The sequence below is a fragment of the Nocardia sp. NPDC051030 genome (assembly GCF_040683015.1).
Lineage (GTDB): Bacteria > Actinomycetota > Actinomycetes > Mycobacteriales > Mycobacteriaceae > Nocardia.
Genome location: NZ_JBFBCD010000008.1, coordinates 180038 through 199585, shown reverse-complemented (window position 1 = coordinate 199585; position 19548 = coordinate 180038). Strand labels below are relative to the sequence as shown.

Annotated in this window: 20 protein-coding genes; 12 read left to right on the top strand and 8 right to left on the bottom strand. The window is 66.7% G+C overall.

The window, feature by feature from the left end; all coding sequences use genetic code 11:
• Nucleotides 1-27 precede the first annotated feature (27 nt).
• From AB0N05_RS26485 to hisG, 6 genes are all read left to right on the top strand, one after another.
• Entirely contained in the window at nt 28-927 is a 900-nt protein-coding gene (locus AB0N05_RS26485; RefSeq protein WP_364698556.1) for an arpA protein, read from the top strand.
• 27 nt (nt 928-954) lie between these two features.
• The gene (locus AB0N05_RS26480; protein WP_364698555.1) at nt 955-1800 is read left to right on the top strand and encodes a class I SAM-dependent methyltransferase; all 846 of its coding nucleotides are present in this window, start codon (nt 955-957) and stop codon (nt 1798-1800) included.
• The gene (locus AB0N05_RS26475; RefSeq protein ID WP_364698554.1) at nt 1797-3599 is read left to right on the top strand and encodes a choline/carnitine O-acyltransferase; all 1803 of its coding nucleotides are present in this window, start codon (nt 1797-1799) and stop codon (nt 3597-3599) included. Before AB0N05_RS26480 ends, AB0N05_RS26475 begins: the two co-directional genes overlap by 4 nt.
• Before the next feature lie 64 nt (nt 3600-3663).
• Complete coding sequence (locus AB0N05_RS26470) at nt 3664-4245, top strand: TerD family protein (RefSeq protein ID WP_364698553.1); 582 nt, start codon at nt 3664-3666, stop codon at nt 4243-4245.
• A gap of 94 nt (nt 4246-4339) precedes the next feature.
• Nucleotides 4340-4603, top strand: coding sequence for a phosphoribosyl-ATP diphosphatase (locus tag AB0N05_RS26465; RefSeq protein WP_364698552.1), 264 nt, complete (start codon nt 4340-4342; stop codon nt 4601-4603).
• 87 nt (nt 4604-4690) lie between these two features.
• Complete coding sequence (gene hisG, locus AB0N05_RS26460; RefSeq protein ID WP_364698551.1) at nt 4691-5542, top strand: ATP phosphoribosyltransferase; 852 nt, start codon at nt 4691-4693, stop codon at nt 5540-5542.
• Between the two features lie 177 nt (nt 5543-5719).
• On the opposite strand, the gene AB0N05_RS26455 is transcribed toward hisG, so the two are convergent.
• On the bottom strand, nt 5720-6577 hold the full coding sequence (locus tag AB0N05_RS26455) for a PD-(D/E)XK nuclease family protein (RefSeq protein WP_364698550.1): 858 nt from the start codon (nt 6575-6577) through the stop codon (nt 5720-5722).
• Between the two features lie 87 nt (nt 6578-6664).
• On the opposite strand from AB0N05_RS26455, the gene AB0N05_RS26450 reads away from it, so the two are divergent.
• Nucleotides 6665-7498 carry a tRNA (adenine-N1)-methyltransferase gene (locus AB0N05_RS26450; protein WP_364698549.1) on the top strand — a complete coding sequence of 278 codons (834 nt, stop codon included), beginning with the start codon at nt 6665-6667 and terminating at the stop codon, nt 7496-7498.
• Between the two features lie 245 nt (nt 7499-7743).
• Here the strand turns inward: AB0N05_RS26450 and AB0N05_RS26445 are convergent, their stop codons facing one another.
• Complete coding sequence (locus tag AB0N05_RS26445; protein WP_364698548.1) at nt 7744-8280, bottom strand: DoxX family protein; 537 nt, start codon at nt 8278-8280, stop codon at nt 7744-7746.
• Nucleotides 8281-8362: 82 nt separating this feature from the next.
• Nucleotides 8363-9127, bottom strand: coding sequence for a class III extradiol ring-cleavage dioxygenase (locus AB0N05_RS26440; protein WP_364698547.1), 765 nt, complete (start codon nt 9125-9127; stop codon nt 8363-8365).
• Nucleotides 9128-9216: 89 nt separating this feature from the next.
• Here AB0N05_RS26440 and AB0N05_RS26435 point away from each other — a divergent pair, with 89 nt between their 5' ends.
• The gene (locus tag AB0N05_RS26435) at nt 9217-9666 is read left to right on the top strand and encodes a MarR family transcriptional regulator (RefSeq protein ID WP_364698546.1); all 450 of its coding nucleotides are present in this window, start codon (nt 9217-9219) and stop codon (nt 9664-9666) included.
• A gap of 73 nt (nt 9667-9739) precedes the next feature.
• Here AB0N05_RS26435 and AB0N05_RS26430 read toward each other — a convergent pair whose 3' ends face one another.
• Genes AB0N05_RS26430 through AB0N05_RS26420 form a run of 3 tightly spaced genes read right to left on the bottom strand, consistent with a single transcriptional unit; the run spans nt 9740 to nt 11502 of the window.
• Complete coding sequence (locus AB0N05_RS26430; RefSeq protein ID WP_364698545.1) at nt 9740-10525, bottom strand: alpha/beta hydrolase; 786 nt, start codon at nt 10523-10525, stop codon at nt 9740-9742.
• Nucleotides 10526-10571: 46 nt separating this feature from the next.
• Nucleotides 10572-10994, bottom strand: a complete 423-nt coding sequence (locus tag AB0N05_RS26425) for a hypothetical protein (RefSeq protein ID WP_364698544.1) — start codon at nt 10992-10994, stop codon at nt 10572-10574.
• A 46-nt stretch (nt 10995-11040) separates the two neighbouring features.
• Entirely contained in the window at nt 11041-11502 is a 462-nt protein-coding gene (locus tag AB0N05_RS26420) for a hypothetical protein (protein ID WP_364698543.1), read from the bottom strand.
• Between the two features lie 243 nt (nt 11503-11745).
• On the opposite strand from AB0N05_RS26420, the gene arc reads away from it, so the two are divergent.
• Nucleotides 11746-13506, top strand: coding sequence for a proteasome ATPase (gene arc, locus AB0N05_RS26415; RefSeq protein WP_364698542.1), 1761 nt, complete (start codon nt 11746-11748; stop codon nt 13504-13506).
• A 108-nt stretch (nt 13507-13614) separates the two neighbouring features.
• Here the strand turns inward: arc and AB0N05_RS26410 are convergent, their stop codons facing one another.
• A complete protein-coding gene (locus AB0N05_RS26410; protein WP_364698541.1) occupies nt 13615-14022 on the bottom strand; it encodes a hypothetical protein in 408 nt (135 codons plus the stop codon).
• Between the two features lie 321 nt (nt 14023-14343).
• Nucleotides 14344-15072 carry a peptidylprolyl isomerase gene (locus AB0N05_RS26405; protein WP_364698540.1) on the bottom strand — a complete coding sequence of 243 codons (729 nt, stop codon included), beginning with the start codon at nt 15070-15072 and terminating at the stop codon, nt 14344-14346.
• A gap of 239 nt (nt 15073-15311) precedes the next feature.
• On the opposite strand from AB0N05_RS26405, the gene AB0N05_RS26400 reads away from it, so the two are divergent.
• From AB0N05_RS26400 to AB0N05_RS26390, 3 genes are read left to right on the top strand one after another with little or no spacing between them, the layout of a single operon-like run.
• Nucleotides 15312-16811: a serine/threonine-protein kinase gene (locus AB0N05_RS26400; protein WP_364698539.1), complete on the top strand. Its 1500-nt coding sequence runs from the start codon at nt 15312-15314 to the stop codon at nt 16809-16811.
• Nucleotides 16798-18054: a hypothetical protein gene (locus AB0N05_RS26395; RefSeq protein WP_364698538.1), complete on the top strand. Its 1257-nt coding sequence runs from the start codon at nt 16798-16800 to the stop codon at nt 18052-18054. The genes AB0N05_RS26400 and AB0N05_RS26395 overlap by 14 nt, the downstream gene beginning before the upstream one ends.
• Nucleotides 18055-19539, top strand: coding sequence for a serine/threonine-protein kinase (locus AB0N05_RS26390; protein ID WP_364698537.1), 1485 nt, complete (start codon nt 18055-18057; stop codon nt 19537-19539).
• Nucleotides 19540-19548: the final 9 nt, after the last annotated feature.

The window sequence follows — 19548 nt, the reverse complement described above, 5'->3', positions numbered from 1 at the left end:
GCAGGTTGTCGAGGCAAGAATGGGCGGATGGTTGCGGCAGGGGGCTATGTAGACGCGTGTAATGCCGACGGTGCGGGCATGGGGGACGCGCTCTCCGGCGTCGATACCGCGCGCTACCCGATCGATACGCCCGGCAGCGCACGGTGGGCGGCGGCCGTGCAATCGGCGCGCAATGAGCTGGCGGCAGACGGGTGCTGTGTGCTGCGCGGGTTCATCCGGCCCGAGTATGTGCAAACCCTGCGGCACGAAGGCGTCGAGCTCGCCCCGCACGCGTACTACACGGTGGAGCGGGTCAATGCGTACAACATTCCCCTGGATACCGAACTGCCCGAGGATCATCCGGGGCGCATTGTGCTGCGGCGTGGAAACGCCTTCGTCGCAAGGGATCTCATCCCGCGCGAAGCGCTCATGCACCGGCTCTACACCGAGCCGCGCTTCCAGCGGTTCGTGGCGGACTGCTTCGGCCTGAGCGAATTGCACGAGTTCACCGACCCCCTCGCCGGACTCTGCCTGAATGTGGTCGCGCCCGGTATGTCGCATCCCTGGCATTTCGACACCAATGAGTTCACCGTCAGCATGCTCACCCAGGAGCCGGAATGCGGTGGGGTGTTCGAGTATTGCCCGAATATCCGTTCCCGCACCGCGGAGAATTTCGAGGATGTTCACGCGGTGCTCACCGGCCACGGGGAACACCTGATTCGGCGGCTCGAGCTACAGCCGGGTGATCTACAGCTGTTCCAGGGCCGCTTCTCACTGCACCGGGTGTCGCCGGTCGGCGGGACCGTACAACGGCATTCGGCGATCTTCGCCTACAGCGACACCCCGGGCGTCATCGGCAGTGTCGAGCGCACCAGGCAACTGTTCGGCCGGGTACTGCCGGACCACCACGCCGCGGGCGCCATCCGCGGCGATCGACTGCTCGACTGAATTCATTGTTCGACCGAGAGGACCAGCGTGCCGCCAGCCTCATCCAATGACACCGTTCTGGACACCACCGGGAAGGCCTCGTTCGACGATATCTACACCCGGCCCGATCCGACCGAGTACTACGCCCGCATGTCCGAATTGGACTATTTGATACCGGAACTGGCGAAACCACACTTCCTGCAACTCATTGCCGACCATCGCGCCGCCACCGGCATCGCCGCGCCCACCATCCTGGATATCGGCTGCTCCTACGGTGTGAATGCCGCCCTCATGCGGCTGGACGTCAGCATGAAGGAACTGTCCGCGAACTACGGCACTCACGAAACGCCCGAATTGATCGCCCGCGATCGGGCTCTCCTCGCCGAGCACGACGAACTGCCCGGCGTGCGCTTCATCGGCATGGATTCCTCCGCCCCCGCCCTGGATTACGGCCGCGCCGCCGGATTCCTGCACGACAGCGTGCACGCCGATCTGGAGAACGCCGAACCCACCGAGGCGCAGCGCCGCGTGCTGGCGAGCGCCGACCTGGTGATCTCCACCGGCTGCGTCGGCTATGTCACCGATAGGACCCTGCTGCGCGTCGCGCGGGCGCATGGTGGGAAGCTGCCGTGGATGGCGCATTTCGTGCTGCGCATGTTCTCCTTCGATCCCATCCAGGCTCAGCTCGCCACGCTCGGCTATCGCACCGAACGCGCCCCCGGCGTGTTCAAGCAGCGGCGTTTCGCCTCGGCGGACGAACAGTCGGGCGTATTGAATACCCTGCGAGCCAATGGGATCGACACCGCCGGACACGAATCCGACGGCTGGCTCTACGCCCAGCTCTACCTGTCCCGACCGCCCCTGAACCTATCCATCGAACAGGACACGCATTGAGCGAACGGACCTTCGCCTACGACGAGCAGCTGCCGAGAGTGCCGCTGCCCACCCTGGAGGAGAGCTGCACCCGGTTCCTGCACTGGAGCGCGCCGCTATTGACCACCGACGAGTACGCCGCCACCGCCGCGACCGTCGCGGATCTGCTGCGCCCCGACAGCCCGGCCCGCACCCTGCACGAGGACCTGCAACGCTTCGACGCCACCCCGGGCGTCGGCAGCTGGCTGGACGAATTCTGGCCGTCGCGGTATCTGGGCCGCCGGGACCGAATCGCCTTGAATGCGAACTTCTTCTTCCTGTTCCGCGATGACACGGTGCTGGCGGCCTCCACCGCGGCCACGCAGAGTGAGCGCGCGACGGCATTGATCACCGCCGCGGTGAATTACAAGCTGCGCCTGGACGCCGAGGAGATCCCGCCCGCCACTCAGCGCGGGACGCGGCTCAATATGGCGCAGAACAAGTTCCTGTTCTCGGAAACTCGCATTCCGGGCGATCCGCAGGACACGGTGCGGGTGCCCTACAGCGATGACTGGCCCGGACCGTCGCAGGCGCGGCACATTGTGGTGTTCTACCGCGGCAATATGTTCCGCATGGACGCCATCGGCCCGAATGGCGTTCCCTATACGCCCGAGGATCTCGCCGCCGGATTGCATTCGGTCATGAAGGCCGGGGCTCGCCGCGCTCCCACCAATACCTCGGCCGGGCATCTCACCACCCTGGCCCGCGTCGACTGGGCGCCCGTGCGCGCGGGCCTGCTGCCCGCCAATGCCGCCGCCTTCGAGACCATCGAGACCGCGCTGTTCTGCGTCTGCCTGGAGGATTTCGCGCCGCGCGACACCCTGCACGCCTGCGATCAACTGCTGCACGGCGACAGCGGCAATCGCTGGTTCGACAAGGCGGTGTCGTTCATCGTCTTCGCGGACGGGCAGGCCGGGATCAATGTCGAGCATTGCGGGCTCGACGGCACCACCATCCTGTCGTTCGTGGACACGCTGCTGGAAACCCCGGTGGCCGAACATGCCGCGCAGGCGGGCGCGCAACCGCAGGGCCTGCCCGCCAACGAAGCGATCGAATTCGTCCTCGACGGTGAGCAGAAGGCCGTGATCGCCTCCGCCGCAGCGGCATTCGCGCAATTCGCGGCCGACGCCGCCACCACCACGGTGTCCTTCGACTTCGGCACCAGGCGGGCCAAGGCCCTGCGCATCTCGCCGGACTCACTCGCGCAGATGAGCTATCAGCTGGCCCACCAGCGCAGCAAGGGAATGATCGGGGCCACCTACGAATCCATCGCCACCCGGCAATTCCGCAATGGCCGCACCGAGGCCATGCGGGTGGTCACGCCCGAGGTGCTGGAATTCATTGCGGTCATGCAGGATCCGGCCGCCGATACCGGGCGCAAACGGGCCGCCATGCGGACCGCCGCCGATGCGCATGTGCGCCGGGCGCAGGAATGTCAGCGTGGTGAAGCGCCCGAACAACACCTGTGGGAGCTGCAACTCATCCAGCGTCGCCGCGGTGAGAAGCTCGGTGCGACAGCGCCTATGGCGTTCTACGACAGCCCCGGCTGGCGCATCGCGCGTGACGACTATCTCAGCACCAGCTCGGCGCCGTCGGTCAATATTCAGTTCTTCGGATTCGGGTCCACCAGCCCCACGTGCATCGGCATCGCCTATGTGTTGCTGCCGGATCGCTGGAACCTCTACCTGGCCACTCCGAGATCGGTTGCACAGCAAATGCACGACTTCGCCGGGCACCTGCGGGATGCGGTCGCGGAGTTGACGGAGCTGCTGCAAGAGTGAGGTAGATCATGCCGGGATGCCGCTGCGCGCCACCACGTTCCGTAATCGTCGGTAGGGTGAAACCGTGATTACGCTTCGGAAAGAAGACGGCGCAGCGGATCTCGGCGGCATCTCCAAGATGAGCGTTGGAGTGAGCTGGGATCCCTCGGCCGGTACCAGTGGTGGACTGCTCGGCATCGCACGCCGCAAGAAGGGTGTCGATCTGGACCTGATAGCCATTCTCATGCAGGGCGCCGAACCGGTGCGGTTCGCGGGCCTGGATTCCCTCGACCCGCTCGGCAATGGCTCGGTGCTGCACACCGGTGACGAGCAGACCGGCGCGGCCTCGGGCGACGATGAGACCGTGCACGTCACCTTCGCCAATGTGCCGACGCCGATCACCTCGATCGTGTTCGTGGCGGCCGCGTTCAAGAAGGGCACCTCCTTCGAGAAGGCCAATAACGTGTCGTTCAAGATCTACGACGCCAGCGGCGGCAGCACCCAGCAGGTGGCCGACGTCTGGCCGTCGCTGCTCGGCGCGGAGAACGCCAATGCCATCGCGCGCGCCTTCCGCGACGGGCAGGTGTGGAAGCTCGAGGTGCTCGACCGCAAGGGCAAGATCAAACAGGGTGATATGCAGGCGCTTCTGCGCTTCGCACTGGCGTAGCGCCGGATCCGGGGACGCCCGGTTGGTGCGGCGCGCACCGCACAGACCGGGCGTATTGCGGGAGGTGTGCGCGGGTCTGCGACAATGACTCCCTGTGAAATCTTTCGAAGCCCTGTTCACCGAGCTACAGGATCGTGCTGTCAACCGCCCCGAGGGGTCCGGAACCGTCGCCGCTCTGGACGCCGGTGTGCATGCGCAGGGCAAGAAGGTACTCGAGGAGGCCGGTGAGGTATGGCTGGCCGCCGAGCATGAGAGCGACGAATCCCTGGCTGAGGAGATCTCCCAGCTGTTGTATTGGGTGCAGGTGCTGATGGTGGGCCGCGGCTTGCGGCTCGAGGACGTTTACCGACATCTGTGAAGCGCCGATTCGCCGTACACGCGGTACGGCCGACCTCCACAAGGCCCATGTCGTCACGTCCCCCCACCATCCGGAAAGGACATCCCTATGCTTCGCGTCGCCGTCCCCAATAAGGGCTCACTCTCCGAATCCGCCGTCGCCATCCTCGCCGAGGCCGGTTACCGCGGCCGCAAGGACGCCCGTGATCTGAGCGTCCTCGACAATGCCAACCAGGTCGAGTTCTTCTTCCTGCGCCCCAAGGACATTGCCATCTACGTCGGGTCCGGCGAGCTGGATCTCGGCATCACCGGCCGCGACCTCGCGCTGGATTCCGGTGCGTCCGTGCAGGAACGCCTCTCGCTCGGCTTCGGCCGCTCCTCCTTCCGTTACGCCGCCCCCGCGGGCCGCGAATGGAAGATCGAGGACCTTTACGACAAGCGCATCGCCACCTCCTACCCCAACCTGGTGTTGTCGGACCTGGCCGCCCACGGCATCGAGGCCGAGGTCATCCGCCTCGACGGCGCGGTCGAGATCTCCATCCAGCTGGGCGTGGCCGACGCCATCGCCGACGTCGTCGGCTCCGGCCGCACCCTGCGCCAGCACAACCTGGTCGCCTTCGGCGATTCGCTGTGCGACTCGGAAGGCGTCCTCATCGAGGCCAAGGGTGCGGACCAGCAGAACAAGGCCCGCAACCAACTGGTGGCCCGCATCCAGGGCGTCGTCTTCGCCCAGCAGTACCTGATGCTCGACTACGACTGCCCCAAGTCCCTCCTGGACGCCGCGGTCGAAATCACCCCGGGCCTGGAGTCCCCCACGGTCTCCCCGCTCACCGACCCGGACTGGGTCGCCGTCCGCGCCCTGGTCCCGCGCAGCAGCGGCAACGAACTCATGGACAAGCTCGCGGACTTGGGTGCCAAGGCGATCCTCGCCACCGACATCCGCTCCTGCCGCGCCTTCTGAGTTCGGTTCTCTCCCAACCCCACCCACGAAGCCCGGCCCCCCAAGGGCCGGGCTTTCGTGCACCGTGAGGGAGCACTGGTGGTGGAATTTGTCCGAATTCCCCACCACCACAGCTCCCTCGGCGATTTGTGACCGCTGAGCGAGATGATCCGGGGGCGCGTGACGCACTCGGATGGGCTACAGGTCGGTCGTTCCCGGGATGGGGGTCACTGTGGGGTAAGGCGGTGGGGTGCCGCCGAATTCGGGGCAGAGGGGCTTGAATTCGCAGTACTGGCACATCCAGCTGCGGCTGGGTGGGAAGTCGCCGGTTTGGGTGGCGGTGGTGATGGCTTGCCAGAGGGCGGAGACGATGCGTTCGAAGCGGAGCAATTCTTCGGCGTCCGGTTCGTAGGTGAGGGTTTGGCCGTCGGTGAGGTACATGAGGCGGAGTTCGGCGGGGGCCGTGCCTAGGGTGCGCATGAGGACCAAGGCGTAGAACTTTAGTTGGAAGAGGGCTCGGGTTTCGTGGTCGACGCCTGGTGCTCGGCCGGTCTTGTAGTCGATGACGTGCAGTGCGCCGACGGGAGTGCGGTCTATGCGGTCCACGAAGCCGCGCAGGGGAGTGCCGTCGGGGAGTTCGGCCTCGATGAAGGCCTCGCAGGATTCGGGATCGAAACCGGTGGGGTCCTCGAGTTGGAAGTAGACACGAACGAGGTCGTGCGCCTCGGCGAGGAAGCCGCCCAGCTCATCCTCGGCTATCAAGTCGGCGGTTTCGGGGCGGCGCTCGAGGAGGCGCTGCCAGGCCGGTTGGATCAGACCGGCCGCGTGATCGAGATCTCGCTCAGGGGCGGGCAAGCCGAACAGGGCCTCGAGTATGGCGTGTACGAGGGTGCCGCGGACGGCCGCGCGGGAGGGGGCTTCGGGGATCTTGTCGATGGCGCGCAGCCGGTACTTGAGGGGGCACTGTTTGAAATCTATTGCCCGCGAAGGGGAGAGGGCCGGTCTGCGCGGCGCCTCACCCTCGGAGTCCGGGGTAGTGATCGCGGGAACCGACATACCTGGCAGGCTAAACCCCGGCACCGACAAGGTGTGAATGACATCCAGACAGCACAGTCGCAGCAAACAGCGCAGGAACGGAGATTCATGACGGCCAGACGGACCGGGCCTTTCCAGATCGGTGACCGGGTACAGCTGACCGATGCCAAGGGCCGGAAGTTCACGGTGATCCTGGAGGAGGGCAAGGAGTTCCACACCCACGCCGGGCACATCAAGCACGACGACCTCATCGGCGCGGATGAGGGCTGCGTGGTGACCTCCGCCAAGAACACCACGTACCTGGCGCTGCGCCCCCTGCTGACCGACTACGTGCTGTCCATGCCGCGCGGCGCCGCGGTCATCTACCCCAAGGACGCCGCCCAGATCGTGCACGAGGGCGACATGTTCCCCGGCGCGCGTGTCCTGGAGGCCGGTGCCGGCTCCGGCGCGCTGACCTGCTCGCTGCTGCGCGCGGTCGGCCCCGAGGGCAAGGTCATCTCCTGGGAGATCCGCGAAGACCACGCCGAGCACGCCGTCCGCAATGTCGAGCGCTTCTTCGGCGAACGCCCCGACAACTGGGAACTCACCCTCGGTGATGTCGCGGACTACACCGGCGAACAGGTCGACCGCGCGGTCCTCGACATGCTCAAGCCGTGGGACGCCCTGGAAGCCATCTCCAAGGCGCTCGTCCCCGGCGGCGTCCTGCTGGTCTACGTGGCCACCACCACCCAGCTCTCCGAGGTAGTCGAACACCTCCGCCGCCAGGAATGCTGGACCGAACCCCACGCCTGGGAATCCATGGTCCGCCCCTGGCACGTGGTCGGCCTGGCCGTCCGCCCCGAGCACCGCATGCAGGGCCACACCGCCTTCCTGGTGAGCGCCCGCCGCCTCGCCGAGGGCGTCACGGCCCCCAAGCCCCAGCGCCGCTCCGGCAAGGGCTGACCCACCGACGGCGCAAACCATATGCGCCCCTTCCGAATACAGCGAACCCCTGCCACCCATGTGGCAGGGGTTCGCCGCTTCTCGCGCTGCGTCCGTCAACCGCGAGTGTGCCTTGATGCAGGTGACGCGCCGACAGATCCCTGCACCAGCGCTCCCTCACCGCGCGGCTTCGGCGGGCCCAGCCCCACCATCAACCGCGACACACCGGGAATCGCTTGCGCCATTGGGCACTCGGCGGGCGCGGGTCAGTTGCGGATGAGCAGGACCAGGGCTGCGGAGATGAGGGCCAGGGCGAGGGCGGCGAGGGCGTAGGTCAGGCGGTGGGTGCGCAGGGCGGGGATGAAGCGGTCGGCGGCCAGGCGGCCGGGGCCGGTGAGGGCCAGGGTGGCGGACGCGAAGGTCAGGAGGAGTTCGTATTCGACGCCCTTGGGGGCGAAGAAGCCGTGGCCCCACTTCACGGCCAGGGCGTTCAGGAGGGTGCCGACCAGGGCTGCGGCGGCGAGAGGGGTGAGTAGGCCGACGGTCAGGGCCAGGCCGCCCAGGGTTTCGGTGAGCCCGGCGATCACAGCCATGGTCTTGCCCGCCGGGTAGCCGCTCATGGTGAAGAAGGCGGCGGTGCCGTCCAATCCGCCGCCGCTGAACCAGCCGAAGAGTTTCTGGGCCCCGTGCGCGGCCATGGTGAGGCCGACGGCCATCCGCAGCACCAGCAAGCCGAGATCGGAGGTCAGCGTGGACGCGGGCGCATCGAGACGGGGTGCGGGAGCTGTGACGGTGGTGGTCATGGGAAGCCTTTCGGTGGGGTGCGTCGGCCGATTCGATGGCGCGGTCAGCCAATTCGGGTGGGGGAGTGGACAGAGAGGGCGGTCAGCCGAGTTGGAGGGAGCGGCGGGACAGGCCCAGCCAGTAGCCGTCGATGACCGTGCGCTGGTTCGCCAGGTCGGCTTCGCCCGCGCCGAGCGTGACGAACAGGGGAGCGAAGTGCTCGGTGCGCGGATGCGCGAGATGTGCTGCCGGAGCCTTGTTCTCGAAGTCGAGGAGGGCATCCAGATCGAGCCCGGCCAGGGCCTCGCGACCCCAGTGGTCGAATTCGGTCATGAAGCCGTGGACGTGCTCGTCATCGGGGGTGATGGCGCGCAGGTTGTGGGTGAAGAAGCCGCTTCCGACGATCAGGACGCCCTCCTCGCGCAGTGGGGCGAGCTTGCGGCCGATATCCATGAGTGCGCGCGGGTCGAGGGTCGGCATGGACAGTTGCAGCACCGGCACGTCGGCGTCCGGGTACATCTCCTTCAAGGGCACGTAAGCGCCGTGGTCCAGTCCGCGAGCCGGGTCCTCGGCCACGTTCGGTCCGAGCAGCTTGCGAACCTTGTCCGCGAGTTCCGGCGCGCCGGGCGCGGCATATCGAACCTGGTAGTACCGCTCGGGGAAGCCACCGAAGTCGTAGGTCAGCGGGACGGTCGTGGTCGCGCCGAAGGCGATGGGTGCGGCCTCCCAGTGTGCGGAGATCATCAGAATCGCTGTCGGCCGGGGCAATTCCCGCGACCACGCGGCGAGTTCGCCGGGCCAGCGGGGGTGGTCGGCCAGCGGCGGCGCGCCGTGCGAGAGATAGAGCACCGGCATGGATCCGGTCATCGGGTTCCTCCGATCGGGTTGTTCAAATTTGAACCCGAAACGAGCGTAGCTTGTTGTTCAAATTTGAACAACCCGGGTAGGGTGCGGGGGTGGCTGATGCGAAATGGCTGAACCGGCGCGAAATGGCGACCTGGCAGGGATTCCTGGCGGCCGGGGCGCTGGTCGGGCGCGAGGTCGAGCAGCAGCTCAAGCGGGAGGGCCTATCGCACGCCCAGTACGAGGTGCTGGTGCGCCTGGCGGCGGCCCCGCAGGGCCGGGTGCGCATGACCGAACTGGCGGACGCGCTCTTCACCTCGAAAAGCGGCCTGAGCTACCAGATCACCCAATTGGAGAAGTCGGATCTCGTTCGGCGGGAAGCGGTTCCGGACGACGTACGCGGCGTGATCGCCATCCTCACCGACGCGGGCCGCAAGCGACTCGAGCAGATCGCGCCCGGCCACGTGGACATCGTCCGCCGCGTCCTCATCGATGTGCTCACCCCCGAACAACAGCGTGTGATCGCGGACGGACTCGGGGAAGTCGCCCGGCGGCTGCGCTGACGGATCGGGCTCCGGCACGCGGCGGCTCGCTCGAACCGCCATGGGCCCAGTGATTTCCGGTGCCGTTGTCAAGTCAGCGCTGGCGCGCCGTAGCGAGAAAGTCGAGGGCCAGCGGGCTCGCAATGGCGCGGAACTCCTCGAAATAGGCATGCCGCGCGCCGGGAATCAGATGCATGGAGGCGAAGGGGATGCGCTGTGCGAGCAGCGGCGCATTGGCGGCGGGATTGAAGCGATCGTCGGTGCCGTGCAGGACGAGCGTGGGCGCGGCGATATCGGGCAGGATGTCCCACGCGTCGTGCTGATTGCTCGCGGCCAGATGCCGGCGCTTGGCGTAAGCGGGCATGTCCGGGTCGCCGAGGGTGTTGTACGGGCCCTGGTGGGTCGCCAGCCAGGCCGGGGTGTACATCAACTCCAGTAGCGCCTGCCGCGCCGCTGGTTGCGGCTGGGCCAGTGACTTACGCACCTCGTTGTCGCGTTCGATGCCATGCGTGCCCCCGGGCGAGGTGCAGCCGAGCACGAGAGCGCCCACCCGGTCCGGATAGCGGGCCGCGAGGTGTTGCGCCACGCGCCCGCCCATGGAGGTGCCATAGATATCGGCACGGTCGATACCGAGTTCATCCAGCACCGCGATCACATCCTGCGCGAATCCCGCCGTGCTGTAAGGCTGATCGGGTTTGTCGCTCTCGCCCGTACCGCGGTAGTCGAGAGTGAGGGTGCTGTGCGCGCTGTGGAAGTCGTTGCGCACTCCGTCCCACCAGTGATGATCGTTCGCCTGGCCGGACAGCAGCACGAGCGGCGGTCCCTGCCCTTCGATCTGGTAGGCGATCCGCACGCCGTCGGACGTGGTCGCGTGCCGCATCGAAACCCTCACTCTCGCCGCAGGATCCGGTCTCGGGAGTCGGGACCTAGCAGGGCGCCTTGCCCATGGAGAGGATGGTGCACGCGGTGTTCTCGGAGATCTGCCAGCCCGCATCGGTGTGCTGCCAGGCCATCGGAATGCCGGGGACGGTGCCATGCGGCGACACGATCGCCACGGACGCGTTCGCGGTGTCTCCGCTCGCCGACACGCCCGACACGTTGAACCCGATCTTGCCGTAGTTGGCCAGCCCCTGATTCATCTTGTCGATATTGCTCTCCCGGCGGTCGCCGCCGACCATGAGCTTCTCCTTGTCCGCGGTCGGCACGCTCGGATCGGTGAAGCGATCCAGCGTCGACTGCAACTCGCTCTCCGACGGCGCGGGCGCGGCGGCGGCCCAACCGGCCCCCGAGCTGAGCAGGGCGGCCGCGCCGAGAGCGGTCAGGGAGAGGCGAATGGTGCGAGCGAGCATGAACGGTCGAGCCTTTCGTGAGAGCGGGGTGAAAAGTGGTGCGGGATTACGGCTGGCAGTTGGCGCGCGCCATGCCGAGGATGGTGCACGCCCCGGCGTCGGAGAGCTTCCACGCACCATCGGCGTAGGTGAAGCTCATCGGGACATCGGGCATGGTGCCATGCGGGGAGGTGACCGAAACCTTGGCATCGGCCTTGTTTCCGTCGGTCTTGATTTCGCCTACGGCGAAGCTGACCTGGTAGTTGGCCAGGCCCTGGTTCATGGTCTCGATATTGGTCAGCCGCTTATCCCCGCCGACCACCAATTTTGCCTTGTCAGCAGCGGGTTTCGCCGGATCGGCGAAGGTGGTCAGGAGTGCCTGGAGGGCTTCCGCGGAGGGTGCGGGAGCGGCCGCGGCGGCGCTGGAACTCACCGTGCTGCTCGCCTTGGAATCCGTGGAAGTCTTGTCGTCGGAGCCGCAGCCCGCCAGAGTGGCGGTTACGGCAAGTGCCGCCGCGGCGATAGCCACGGAAACACGAAGCGTCCGCGTGACGTTGCGCATACCAGGAACACGACTGGTGGGAAGGAGCATCAACGGCACCCTTTCGGCTCTGGCGAGAGTTAACTCGCCGGTAATAGGTTAGGGCAGGCTAACATGTCCGACTGGCTAGTGAGCCGCAGCCTAGATGTGATCACGACGAAACCATGTCGGAAAGCGAGAACGGTTATCGCCCGGTAGCGTTGATAGACCGGGATTGGGAGGAGCAGCATCATGAGCCCCATAGAACATTCGGATTCGGCAGCCTGGAGGGAACTCGAGGCGGTACGTGCCGAGGCGGCTGCACTCCGGAGGCAACTCGCCGACTCGCCGGATCGCTCACGGGAATTGGAAGCGCGCGTTGATTCGCTGACAATTCGCAACACCAAGTTGATGGACACGCTCAAGGAAGCTCGGCAGCAACTTGTCGCGCTCCGTGAGGAAGTGGACCGTCTCGGTCAGCCACCGAGCGGCTACGGCGTCCTGATCGGCGTGTACGAGGATCAGACGGTTGACGTGTTCACCTCAGGACGCAAGATGCGGCTGACGTGCTCGCCGAATATCGATACGACCACCCTCACCTACGGCCAGACAGTGCGACTCAATGAAGCGCTGACCGTGGTCGAGGCGGGTCTGTTCGATCAGATCGGCGAAATCGGAACGCTGCGAGAGATTCTCGACGATGGACGTCGTGCTCTGGTGGTCGGCCATGCCGACGAAGAGCGCGTGGTCTGGCTGGCCGGCCCACTGGCCAACCTCGTCGATGTCGACGATCTGGAAGATCCGGATCGGCCGATTCGTAAACTGCGGCCGGGCGATTCGCTTCTGGTCGACACCAAGGCGGGCTTCGCCTTCGAGCGGGTTCCCAAGGCCGAGGTCGAGGATCTCGTGCTCGAGGAAGTGCCCGATGTCGACTACGAGGACATCGGCGGCCTGACTCGCCAGATCGAGCAGATTCGCGATGCGGTGGAACTGCCGTTCCTGCACAAGGATCTGTTCCGCGAGTACGCGCTGCGGCCGCCCAAGGGCGTGCTGCTCTATGGCCCTCCCGGTTGCGGTAAGACGCTGATCGCCAAGGCTGTCGCCAACTCCCTCGCGAAGAAGATCGCCGAGGCGCGTGGTGAGGATGCCAAGGAAGCCAAGTCGTTCTTCCTGAACATCAAGGGTCCCGAGCTGCTCAACAAGTTCGTGGGCGAGACCGAGCGCCACATTCGGATCATCTTCCAGCGGGCTCGTGAGAAGGCGTCCGAGGGCACTCCGGTGATCGTGTTCTTCGATGAGATGGACTCGATCTTCCGTACCCGCGGTTCGGGCGTGTCGTCCGATGTGGAGACCACGGTCGTGCCCCAGCTGCTGTCGGAGATCGACGGCGTCGAGGGCCTCGAGAACGTGATCGTCATCGGCGCCTCCAACCGCGAGGACATGATCGACCCGGCCATCCTGCGGCCCGGCCGCCTGGACGTGAAGATCAAGATCGAGCGCCCGGATGCCGAAGCGGCACAGGACATCTTCTCCAAGTACTTGCAGGAGACGCTGCCGCTGCACGCCGAGGACGTCGCCGAGTTCGACGGTGACCGCGCCAAGTGCGTACAGGCCACCATCGAGCGCGTGGTCGAGCGCATGTACGCCGAGAGCGAGGACAACCGCTTCCTGGAGGTCACCTACGCCAATGGTGACAAGGAAGTCCTGTACTTCAAGGACTTCAACTCCGGCGCCATGATCCAGAACATCGTGGACCGGGCCAAGAAGTACGCCATCAAGTCCGTCCTGGAAACCGGCACCCCGGGCCTGCGCATCCAGCATCTCTACGATTCGATCGTGGACGAGTTCTCCGAGAACGAGGACCTGCCCAACACCACGAATCCCGATGACTGGGCTCGCATCTCGGGTAAGAAGGGCGAGCGGATCGTGTACATCCGCACGCTGGTCACCGGCAAGAATGCCAGCGCCAGCCGCGCCATCGACACCGAGTCGAACACCGGCCAGTACCTGTAAGCCGGACTGCTCCTCTCGCAAGAACGCAAAGGGGCGCGCTTCCTTCGGGAAGCGCGCCCCTTTCGCATGCTCGGAAGAGGTTGCGGTACTGCCTGTTTCCGCGGCCGATCAGCCGATGCCGGGCAGGTAGCCCGGGTACACCCAGTTGCTCGCGCCGCCACCGGGGGCGGAGGAGCCGGTGAAGGACGGGAAGTTGAACGGCAGGGCGGTGAGCTTGTGCGGGTTGCCGTCCAGGTCGGCCTGGTAGCAGGACAGGGCCACGCCGTGGAAGCCGGTGCAGACGACGCGGGTGCTGTTGCCGAACGGCGAGGTGAGGCGCGAGCTCGTGTCGAGCGGATTCCAGTAGGCCGGGTCGGTCGGGGTGAGGAAGTGCGCTTCGAACACGTAGACGGCGCTATTGGGGTCCTGGACGGGCCACTCGTCGGCGCTGGCGATACCGGTGCCTGCCGCGATGATCGCGCCGGATGCGGCGGCGGTCGCGGCGAGGCGGGTGACTCGGCGGGTGATCGGGTTCATTTTCGCCTCCAGAGGTTGTCGATCGATTGTGGTCATCGATAAGGCATCGCTCGCTGATCAGTGGCCTGTTACGGCGGGCGGGGTGCCGTGGGGGCCGAGTGAGGGCATGCCGCGGGAGGCCGGAATCCTGCTCCGAGCAGGGTGCCAAGTGTTTGCTGAAGCTCCGGCGGGCTGCATGCTCCGGTGACGTGGATCACGCTGAAGATGCTCGCGCACCCGCTGATCGCCGGAGCCATCGCTCTCGTGGGCGATGACCGGCGTCCGCCGCGGCCGAGATGCCCGGGCAGGGTGTCTCGGCCGCGTGCGGCGTGCGATGCGGGATCAGCCCTGAGCGGCCGAGACCGAGCTGAGAATGATGTCGGTGGCGGGTGCGCCGTCGCCGGAGCCGTCCTTGGTGCCTCCGGCGGCGATATTGCTCAGCACGCTCATTCCGCTGGTGACCTTGCCGAACGGGGTGTAGTTCGGCGGCAGCTGGCTGGCGGCGTAGACCAGGAAGAACTGGCTGCCATTGGTATTCGGACCGGCATTCGCCATGGCCAGGGTGCCGGCCGGATAGGTTGCGCCGCTGAGGTTCTCATCGGCGAACTTATAGCCGGGCCCGCCGGTGCCGGTGCCGGTCGGATCGCCGCACTGCAATACGTAGATGCCCTCGGTGGTGATCCGGTGGCAGCGCGTGTGGTCGAAATACTGTTCGCCGGACAGGAACACGAACGAGTTCACGGTGTGCGGTGCCTTGGCGGCGTCGAGCGAGAGCCCGATGGACCCGCAATTGGTGTCCAGCGTCGCGGAGTAACCGGCATTGGTATCGATGAACATCCCCGGTTCCGCGGGCCACTGCTTCCCGTTCGCCTGCCCATCCGCCGCCGTCATGCACCCGGCGGTCTTGGCAGGCAGCGGACTCGGTGCCGCGACGGCGGGCCCGGCCGCGGCCGCCACCAACGCCACCCCGGCCGCCGCGGACGCTATCCGTCGTAGCGCCCTGCGCCCTCCGGTAATTCGAGCCTCGGGCATGTCGACGTTCGGGCGCAGGGCGTGCGGGGCGTTGTTCACCGGTGGTGGCCTCCGTGATCTGGTCGGTCGGGTCGATGTTGCCGCGCATCCTGCCACGTCCGCCCGGGGCGGGTACGACGAACCCGAAGATGAGGGTGAATAGCCCTCGTTCCAGTCAGTGAGCAGACGTTTCGCCGCGAGGCGGTCCGATAACTGGACGCGCGGTATAGTCCGGACCGCACCTGTTGCGGGACAAGTTGTTTCGGTCCGTCGGGTGGAGCTGGATCGGGAGGGGCCCGTTGGAAATCGCTGCTGGTACGACATTCGCGGGCTATCGGATCGAGCGTGAGCTGGGCAGCGGCGGGATGGGGACCGTGTATCTGGCCCAGCATCCGCGGCTGCCGCGCAAGGATGCGGTGAAGGTGCTCTCCGCTACGCGCTCGCGGGGTGAACAGTTCCGGACGAGCTTCCTGCGCGAGGCGGAACTGGCGGCGCGGCTGCGGCATCCGAATCTGGTGGCCATTCGGGATCGGGGCGAGTACGACGGGCGGCTGTGGATCGCCATGCAGTATGTGGCGGGATCGGATCTGTCCGGGCTGATCCGCAATCGGCGTGCCGCGCTGAATCTCGAACGCGTGGTGCACATTCTGAGCGAGACGGCGCTGGGGCTCGACGAGATCCATCGGGCCGGATTGCTGCACCGCGATGTGAAGCCCGCCAATATTCTCATTGCCGAGGAGCCGGGGCGGCCCGACCAGGTGCTCGTGACGGACTTCGGGATCGCCCGCGCGGTCGACACCGAGGCGGGGGCCGTCGGGGGCGGGGACTTCGCGGGCACGCTCGCCTATGCCGCGCCCGAACAGTTCGACGACGGCCCGATCGATCGTCGCGCCGATGTGTATGCCTTGGGCTGCACGCTGTTCCAGTTGCTCACCGGGTCGCTGCCGTTTCCTCGTGAGACGCCCGGGTCGGTCATGTACGCGCACATGCACGAGGACGCGGCCGCGCCGTCGAGTATCGATCCGGGCGTGCCGTCGAGCTTCGACGCCGTGGTGGCCAAGGCGATGGCCAAGTGGCCGGACGACCGATACGCCACCTGCGGTGAGCTGGCAGCGGCCGCGAGGGAGGCGCTCAGTGGCGGTTCACCGCCGGTGGCCCGCGCCCGGCCGCGCCGGTTCGGCAGGACTACGCCCGGAGTGCTTGCGGCCGTGGTGGTTTCGATACTCGCGGCGGCGGCCGTCGCGGTGGTGGCCGGGCGCGGCTCGGGCGCACCCGAGGCGAAGGCGGTGTCGAATCGGCCGATCACCGGAACGATCGAACCGGCGCAGTGGGGCGCGGCGGCCTTCATCGCGCAGACCTTCCCGGATCTGGTGCCGCCCACCCCATTCGGGGGCGGATATCAAGAACTGTCCGGATGCATCCAGATGAACGAGGCCTTCACCATGCAGTCCTTCACCAAGGTGCTGGACGTGCCGAGGTTGTACTGCATAGGCAATTCCGATCCGGTCTACTCGGTGATGTTCACCTGCAATGCCGATCGAACGCCGATCTCGCCGGACTTCGCCGTCGCCACGGCGGAAGGAGACGAGCGTTGGACTCGTGGCACGGCGTCGGGTCGGATCTATTGGGGTACAGGTGGATTGCTCGATACGGGCACGGTGCTCGACGATCGCCCGCTAGGCGTCCTGGACATTCTCTTCGATGATCCCGCGCGCAATTTCTGCCGAATCCTGGTGTACGGCAATACGGAGACCGGTGCCGAACTGCGAACCACATGGTGGACCGATGCGCCACTCTGATCGCAGACGCGTCATCCGCGTGCTGTCCGCGGTCCTGGTCGCTCTCGCCCTGGTGCTCGTGACCGGATGCACGGTGCCGGGCCGCCCGATCGGGCAATACCCCGATCCGACCGCACTGGATGTGGGCGCGTACAGCATCCATCCGCTCGACGAGCCGACCGGCAATGAGCGGTACGGCCGGGTCGTGGAGGCCGCGCGCATGGCCGAGGCCTTGATCGACCCCGTCGAGGCCGATCCCACCCTGACCCTCGCGGTCGGTGGCGACGGCGTCATGCTGATGCCCACCACGGCGAAGGCGACCATCTTGCTCGCCGCGCCGGTGCGTGCCGTGCTCGAACGCAATGGCATGGTGACCGGCTGCGCGGTCGGCGGTACGGACAAGGACCCCCCGCAGCACGGCCCGGTGGTGGGGCAGGCCCGGGTGCTGATGGTGATCACGTTGCGATTCCCGGATGCGCCCGCGGCCCAGCGAGCCGCACGCGAAATCGATGATGTCGATAAGGCGATGAGCCCGGAGAACGTCTCGGTGCCGATTCCGGGATACCCTGCCGCGGCGGCACATTGGCGGCCGACCGTACCGAGCATGGCGGCGACCATCGCGGAGGGGCCGTATGTGGTCAGCCTCATCGCCGGGCATACCGCGACCGACTCGGAGGCGCTGACCGGGTTGGCCCGCAAGGCTTTCGACGCGCAGCTACCCCGGCTGCGCGAGTTCGTGCCCACGCCCGCCGACCAGCTCGCGACGCTGTCACTGGACCATGAGGGCATGCTGCGCCGGATCGCGCCCGAAGCGCCGGGCCGCTGGCCCTATCCGAAGGTGATCGTGACCAACCCACAGCGAGTGGCCAATTGGAATCAGGTGATCCGCGGCGAGGGGATCGTCTATGGGCCGCGTGGCACCCGCTTGTGGAACGGTCGCATCCATCAGGAGCGGCCGATCGAATGGGAGGCCGTCAATGGCATGACGCAGCTGCAGCGGTACTCGACCGCGGTGGCGGCCCGCCGTGCTTTCGAGGAGATGAAAAGCAGTATGACGCAGGGGTTCGGCATAGTCGAGGGACCGCAGGGCGTCCCGGAGGTCTTCTGCGTCGAGACCCCCGGATCGGTCAGCGATGGGCGCTCCGCATTCACCTGCCGGATGGTGTACGGACGCTATCTGGGGATGCTGATCGGCAATGATCTGAAGAACCTGCGACAGCGGACCGCGCTGCAGTTGGCCTTGCTGGTGAATGCCGGAGACTAGATGACGGAATCACTGTCTCCCGGTGAGGTCTTCGCCGGATATCGGATCGAACGCGTCCTCGGCCACGGCGACCGGGGCACCGTATATCTGGCGGCGCATCCCCGGCTGCCGCGCTACGACGCGTTGAAGGTGCTCTCGCCCACCGGCAGTGGTGATTTCGAGTTTCGCACCCGATTCATTCGCGAGGCCGAACTCGTTGCCCGGCTGGAGCATCCGAATATCGTGCCGGTCTACGATCGCGGCCTGGAGCGCGGCTGCCTCTGGATCGCTATGGGATTCGTCGACGGCATCGATGCCGCGGAGTTGATCCGTCGGCACCCGGCGGGGGTGCCGACGGAAACGGCGCTGCGCATTGTGGCCGAGACCGCGCGCGGCCTGGACGAGGCGCATCGGCTCGGACTGCTGCACCGGGACGTCAAACCCGCCGAGATCCTGCTCGAATCGCTGCCCGGGCTGCCGGATCGGGTATACATCTCGGATTTCGGGGTGGCCCGGCCCACCGCCGATACCGAGGGGCTGACCGAGGCCGGTTCGGTGGTGTCGGCGCTGGCGTATGCCGCACCGGAGCTGCTGGCGGGCACCGCGGTCGATCATCGGGTCGATGTGTACGCGCTCGGCTGCACCCTGTTCGAATTGCTCACGGGTGTCACGCCATTCGCGCAGTCGAGCCCTGCCGCCGTGATCCGCGCGCACCTGTCCGAATCTCCTCCCCGTCCCACCGCCGCCAATCCGGAGCTCCCGGCGGCCATGGACGAGGTGATCGCCCGTGCGCTGGCGAAGAATCCGGAGCGACGCTACGACTCCTGCGCGGCATTGGCGGAGGCCGCGGCGGCCGCACTGGGGCAGGGCGCACCACGTCCTCGCCGCCGCGTGGCCGTCCTTGCCACGGTGGCCGTCGGCGTGATTGCCGCATTGGTGGCAGCGAGTGCCGTGGCGCTACACGAACATTCACGGGGTCAGCCGTCGTCACAGGACGTGGTGTCGGCTGTCCCCGTCACGGTCACCACCACGACGGCCGACGCGCGCTCCTCCTGGGGTGCGTACGAGTACATGATTCAGGCCTTTCCGGCCCTGCTGCCGCCCACGCCCCTGGACAGCGGCCATCAGTCGATCCACTGTCTACCAGTGGATTCCGAAGGCAGTCGGGTGGATATCCGCGCGGCGACGGGAACCGTCACCGGCCTGCTCTGCAATGGCAACGGCAATCCCTTGGACTTCCTCTTCGTGTACTGCAATGTCGACCGCACCCCCATATCCCTCCGCTCCGACAGCGACGTGAGCTTCACCGCCATTCAGCCCTGGCAACGTCCCGGCGGCTCCGGCAGCCTGCGCTGGGGAAACGGCACCGGCGTCTTCAGGAAGCCGTCAGGTCTGCTGGAAGCTGTATTCGATGATCCCGCACGAAGTTTCTGCACCATGAACGCCTGGGGCGGCACCGTGGGTTCGGATCTGTTCGATCGTTGGTGGCCCACCGTCCCACTGTGAGTCGCGGGC

What these genes read in the sequence shown, in the direction of transcription:
- AB0N05_RS26410 (WP_364698541.1), bottom strand. Translation starts at nt 14,022, where the DNA reads ATGAACCCGATCACCCGCCGAGTCACCCGCCTCGCCGCGACCGCCGCC.
- AB0N05_RS26425 (WP_364698544.1), bottom strand. Translation starts at nt 10,994, where the DNA reads ATGCTCGCTCGCACCATTCGCCTCTCCCTGACCGCTCTCGGCGCGGCC.
- AB0N05_RS26395 (WP_364698538.1), top strand. Translation starts at nt 16,798, where the DNA reads ATGCGCCACTCTGATCGCAGACGCGTCATCCGCGTGCTGTCCGCGGTC.
- hisG (WP_364698551.1), top strand. Translation starts at nt 4,691, where the DNA reads ATGCTTCGCGTCGCCGTCCCCAATAAGGGCTCACTCTCCGAATCCGCC.
- arc (WP_364698542.1), top strand. Translation starts at nt 11,746, where the DNA reads ATGAGCCCCATAGAACATTCGGATTCGGCAGCCTGGAGGGAACTCGAG.
- AB0N05_RS26390 (WP_364698537.1), top strand. Translation starts at nt 18,055, where the DNA reads ATGACGGAATCACTGTCTCCCGGTGAGGTCTTCGCCGGATATCGGATC.
- AB0N05_RS26485 (WP_364698556.1), top strand. Translation starts at nt 28, where the DNA reads ATGGTTGCGGCAGGGGGCTATGTAGACGCGTGTAATGCCGACGGTGCG.
- AB0N05_RS26440 (WP_364698547.1), bottom strand. Translation starts at nt 9,127, where the DNA reads ATGACCGGATCCATGCCGGTGCTCTATCTCTCGCACGGCGCGCCGCCG.
- AB0N05_RS26455 (WP_364698550.1), bottom strand. Translation starts at nt 6,577, where the DNA reads ATGTCGGTTCCCGCGATCACTACCCCGGACTCCGAGGGTGAGGCGCCG.
- AB0N05_RS26430 (WP_364698545.1), bottom strand. Translation starts at nt 10,525, where the DNA reads ATGCGGCACGCGACCACGTCCGACGGCGTGCGGATCGCCTACCAGATC.
- AB0N05_RS26450 (WP_364698549.1), top strand. Translation starts at nt 6,665, where the DNA reads ATGACGGCCAGACGGACCGGGCCTTTCCAGATCGGTGACCGGGTACAG.
- AB0N05_RS26445 (WP_364698548.1), bottom strand. Translation starts at nt 8,280, where the DNA reads ATGACCACCACCGTCACAGCTCCCGCACCCCGTCTCGATGCGCCCGCG.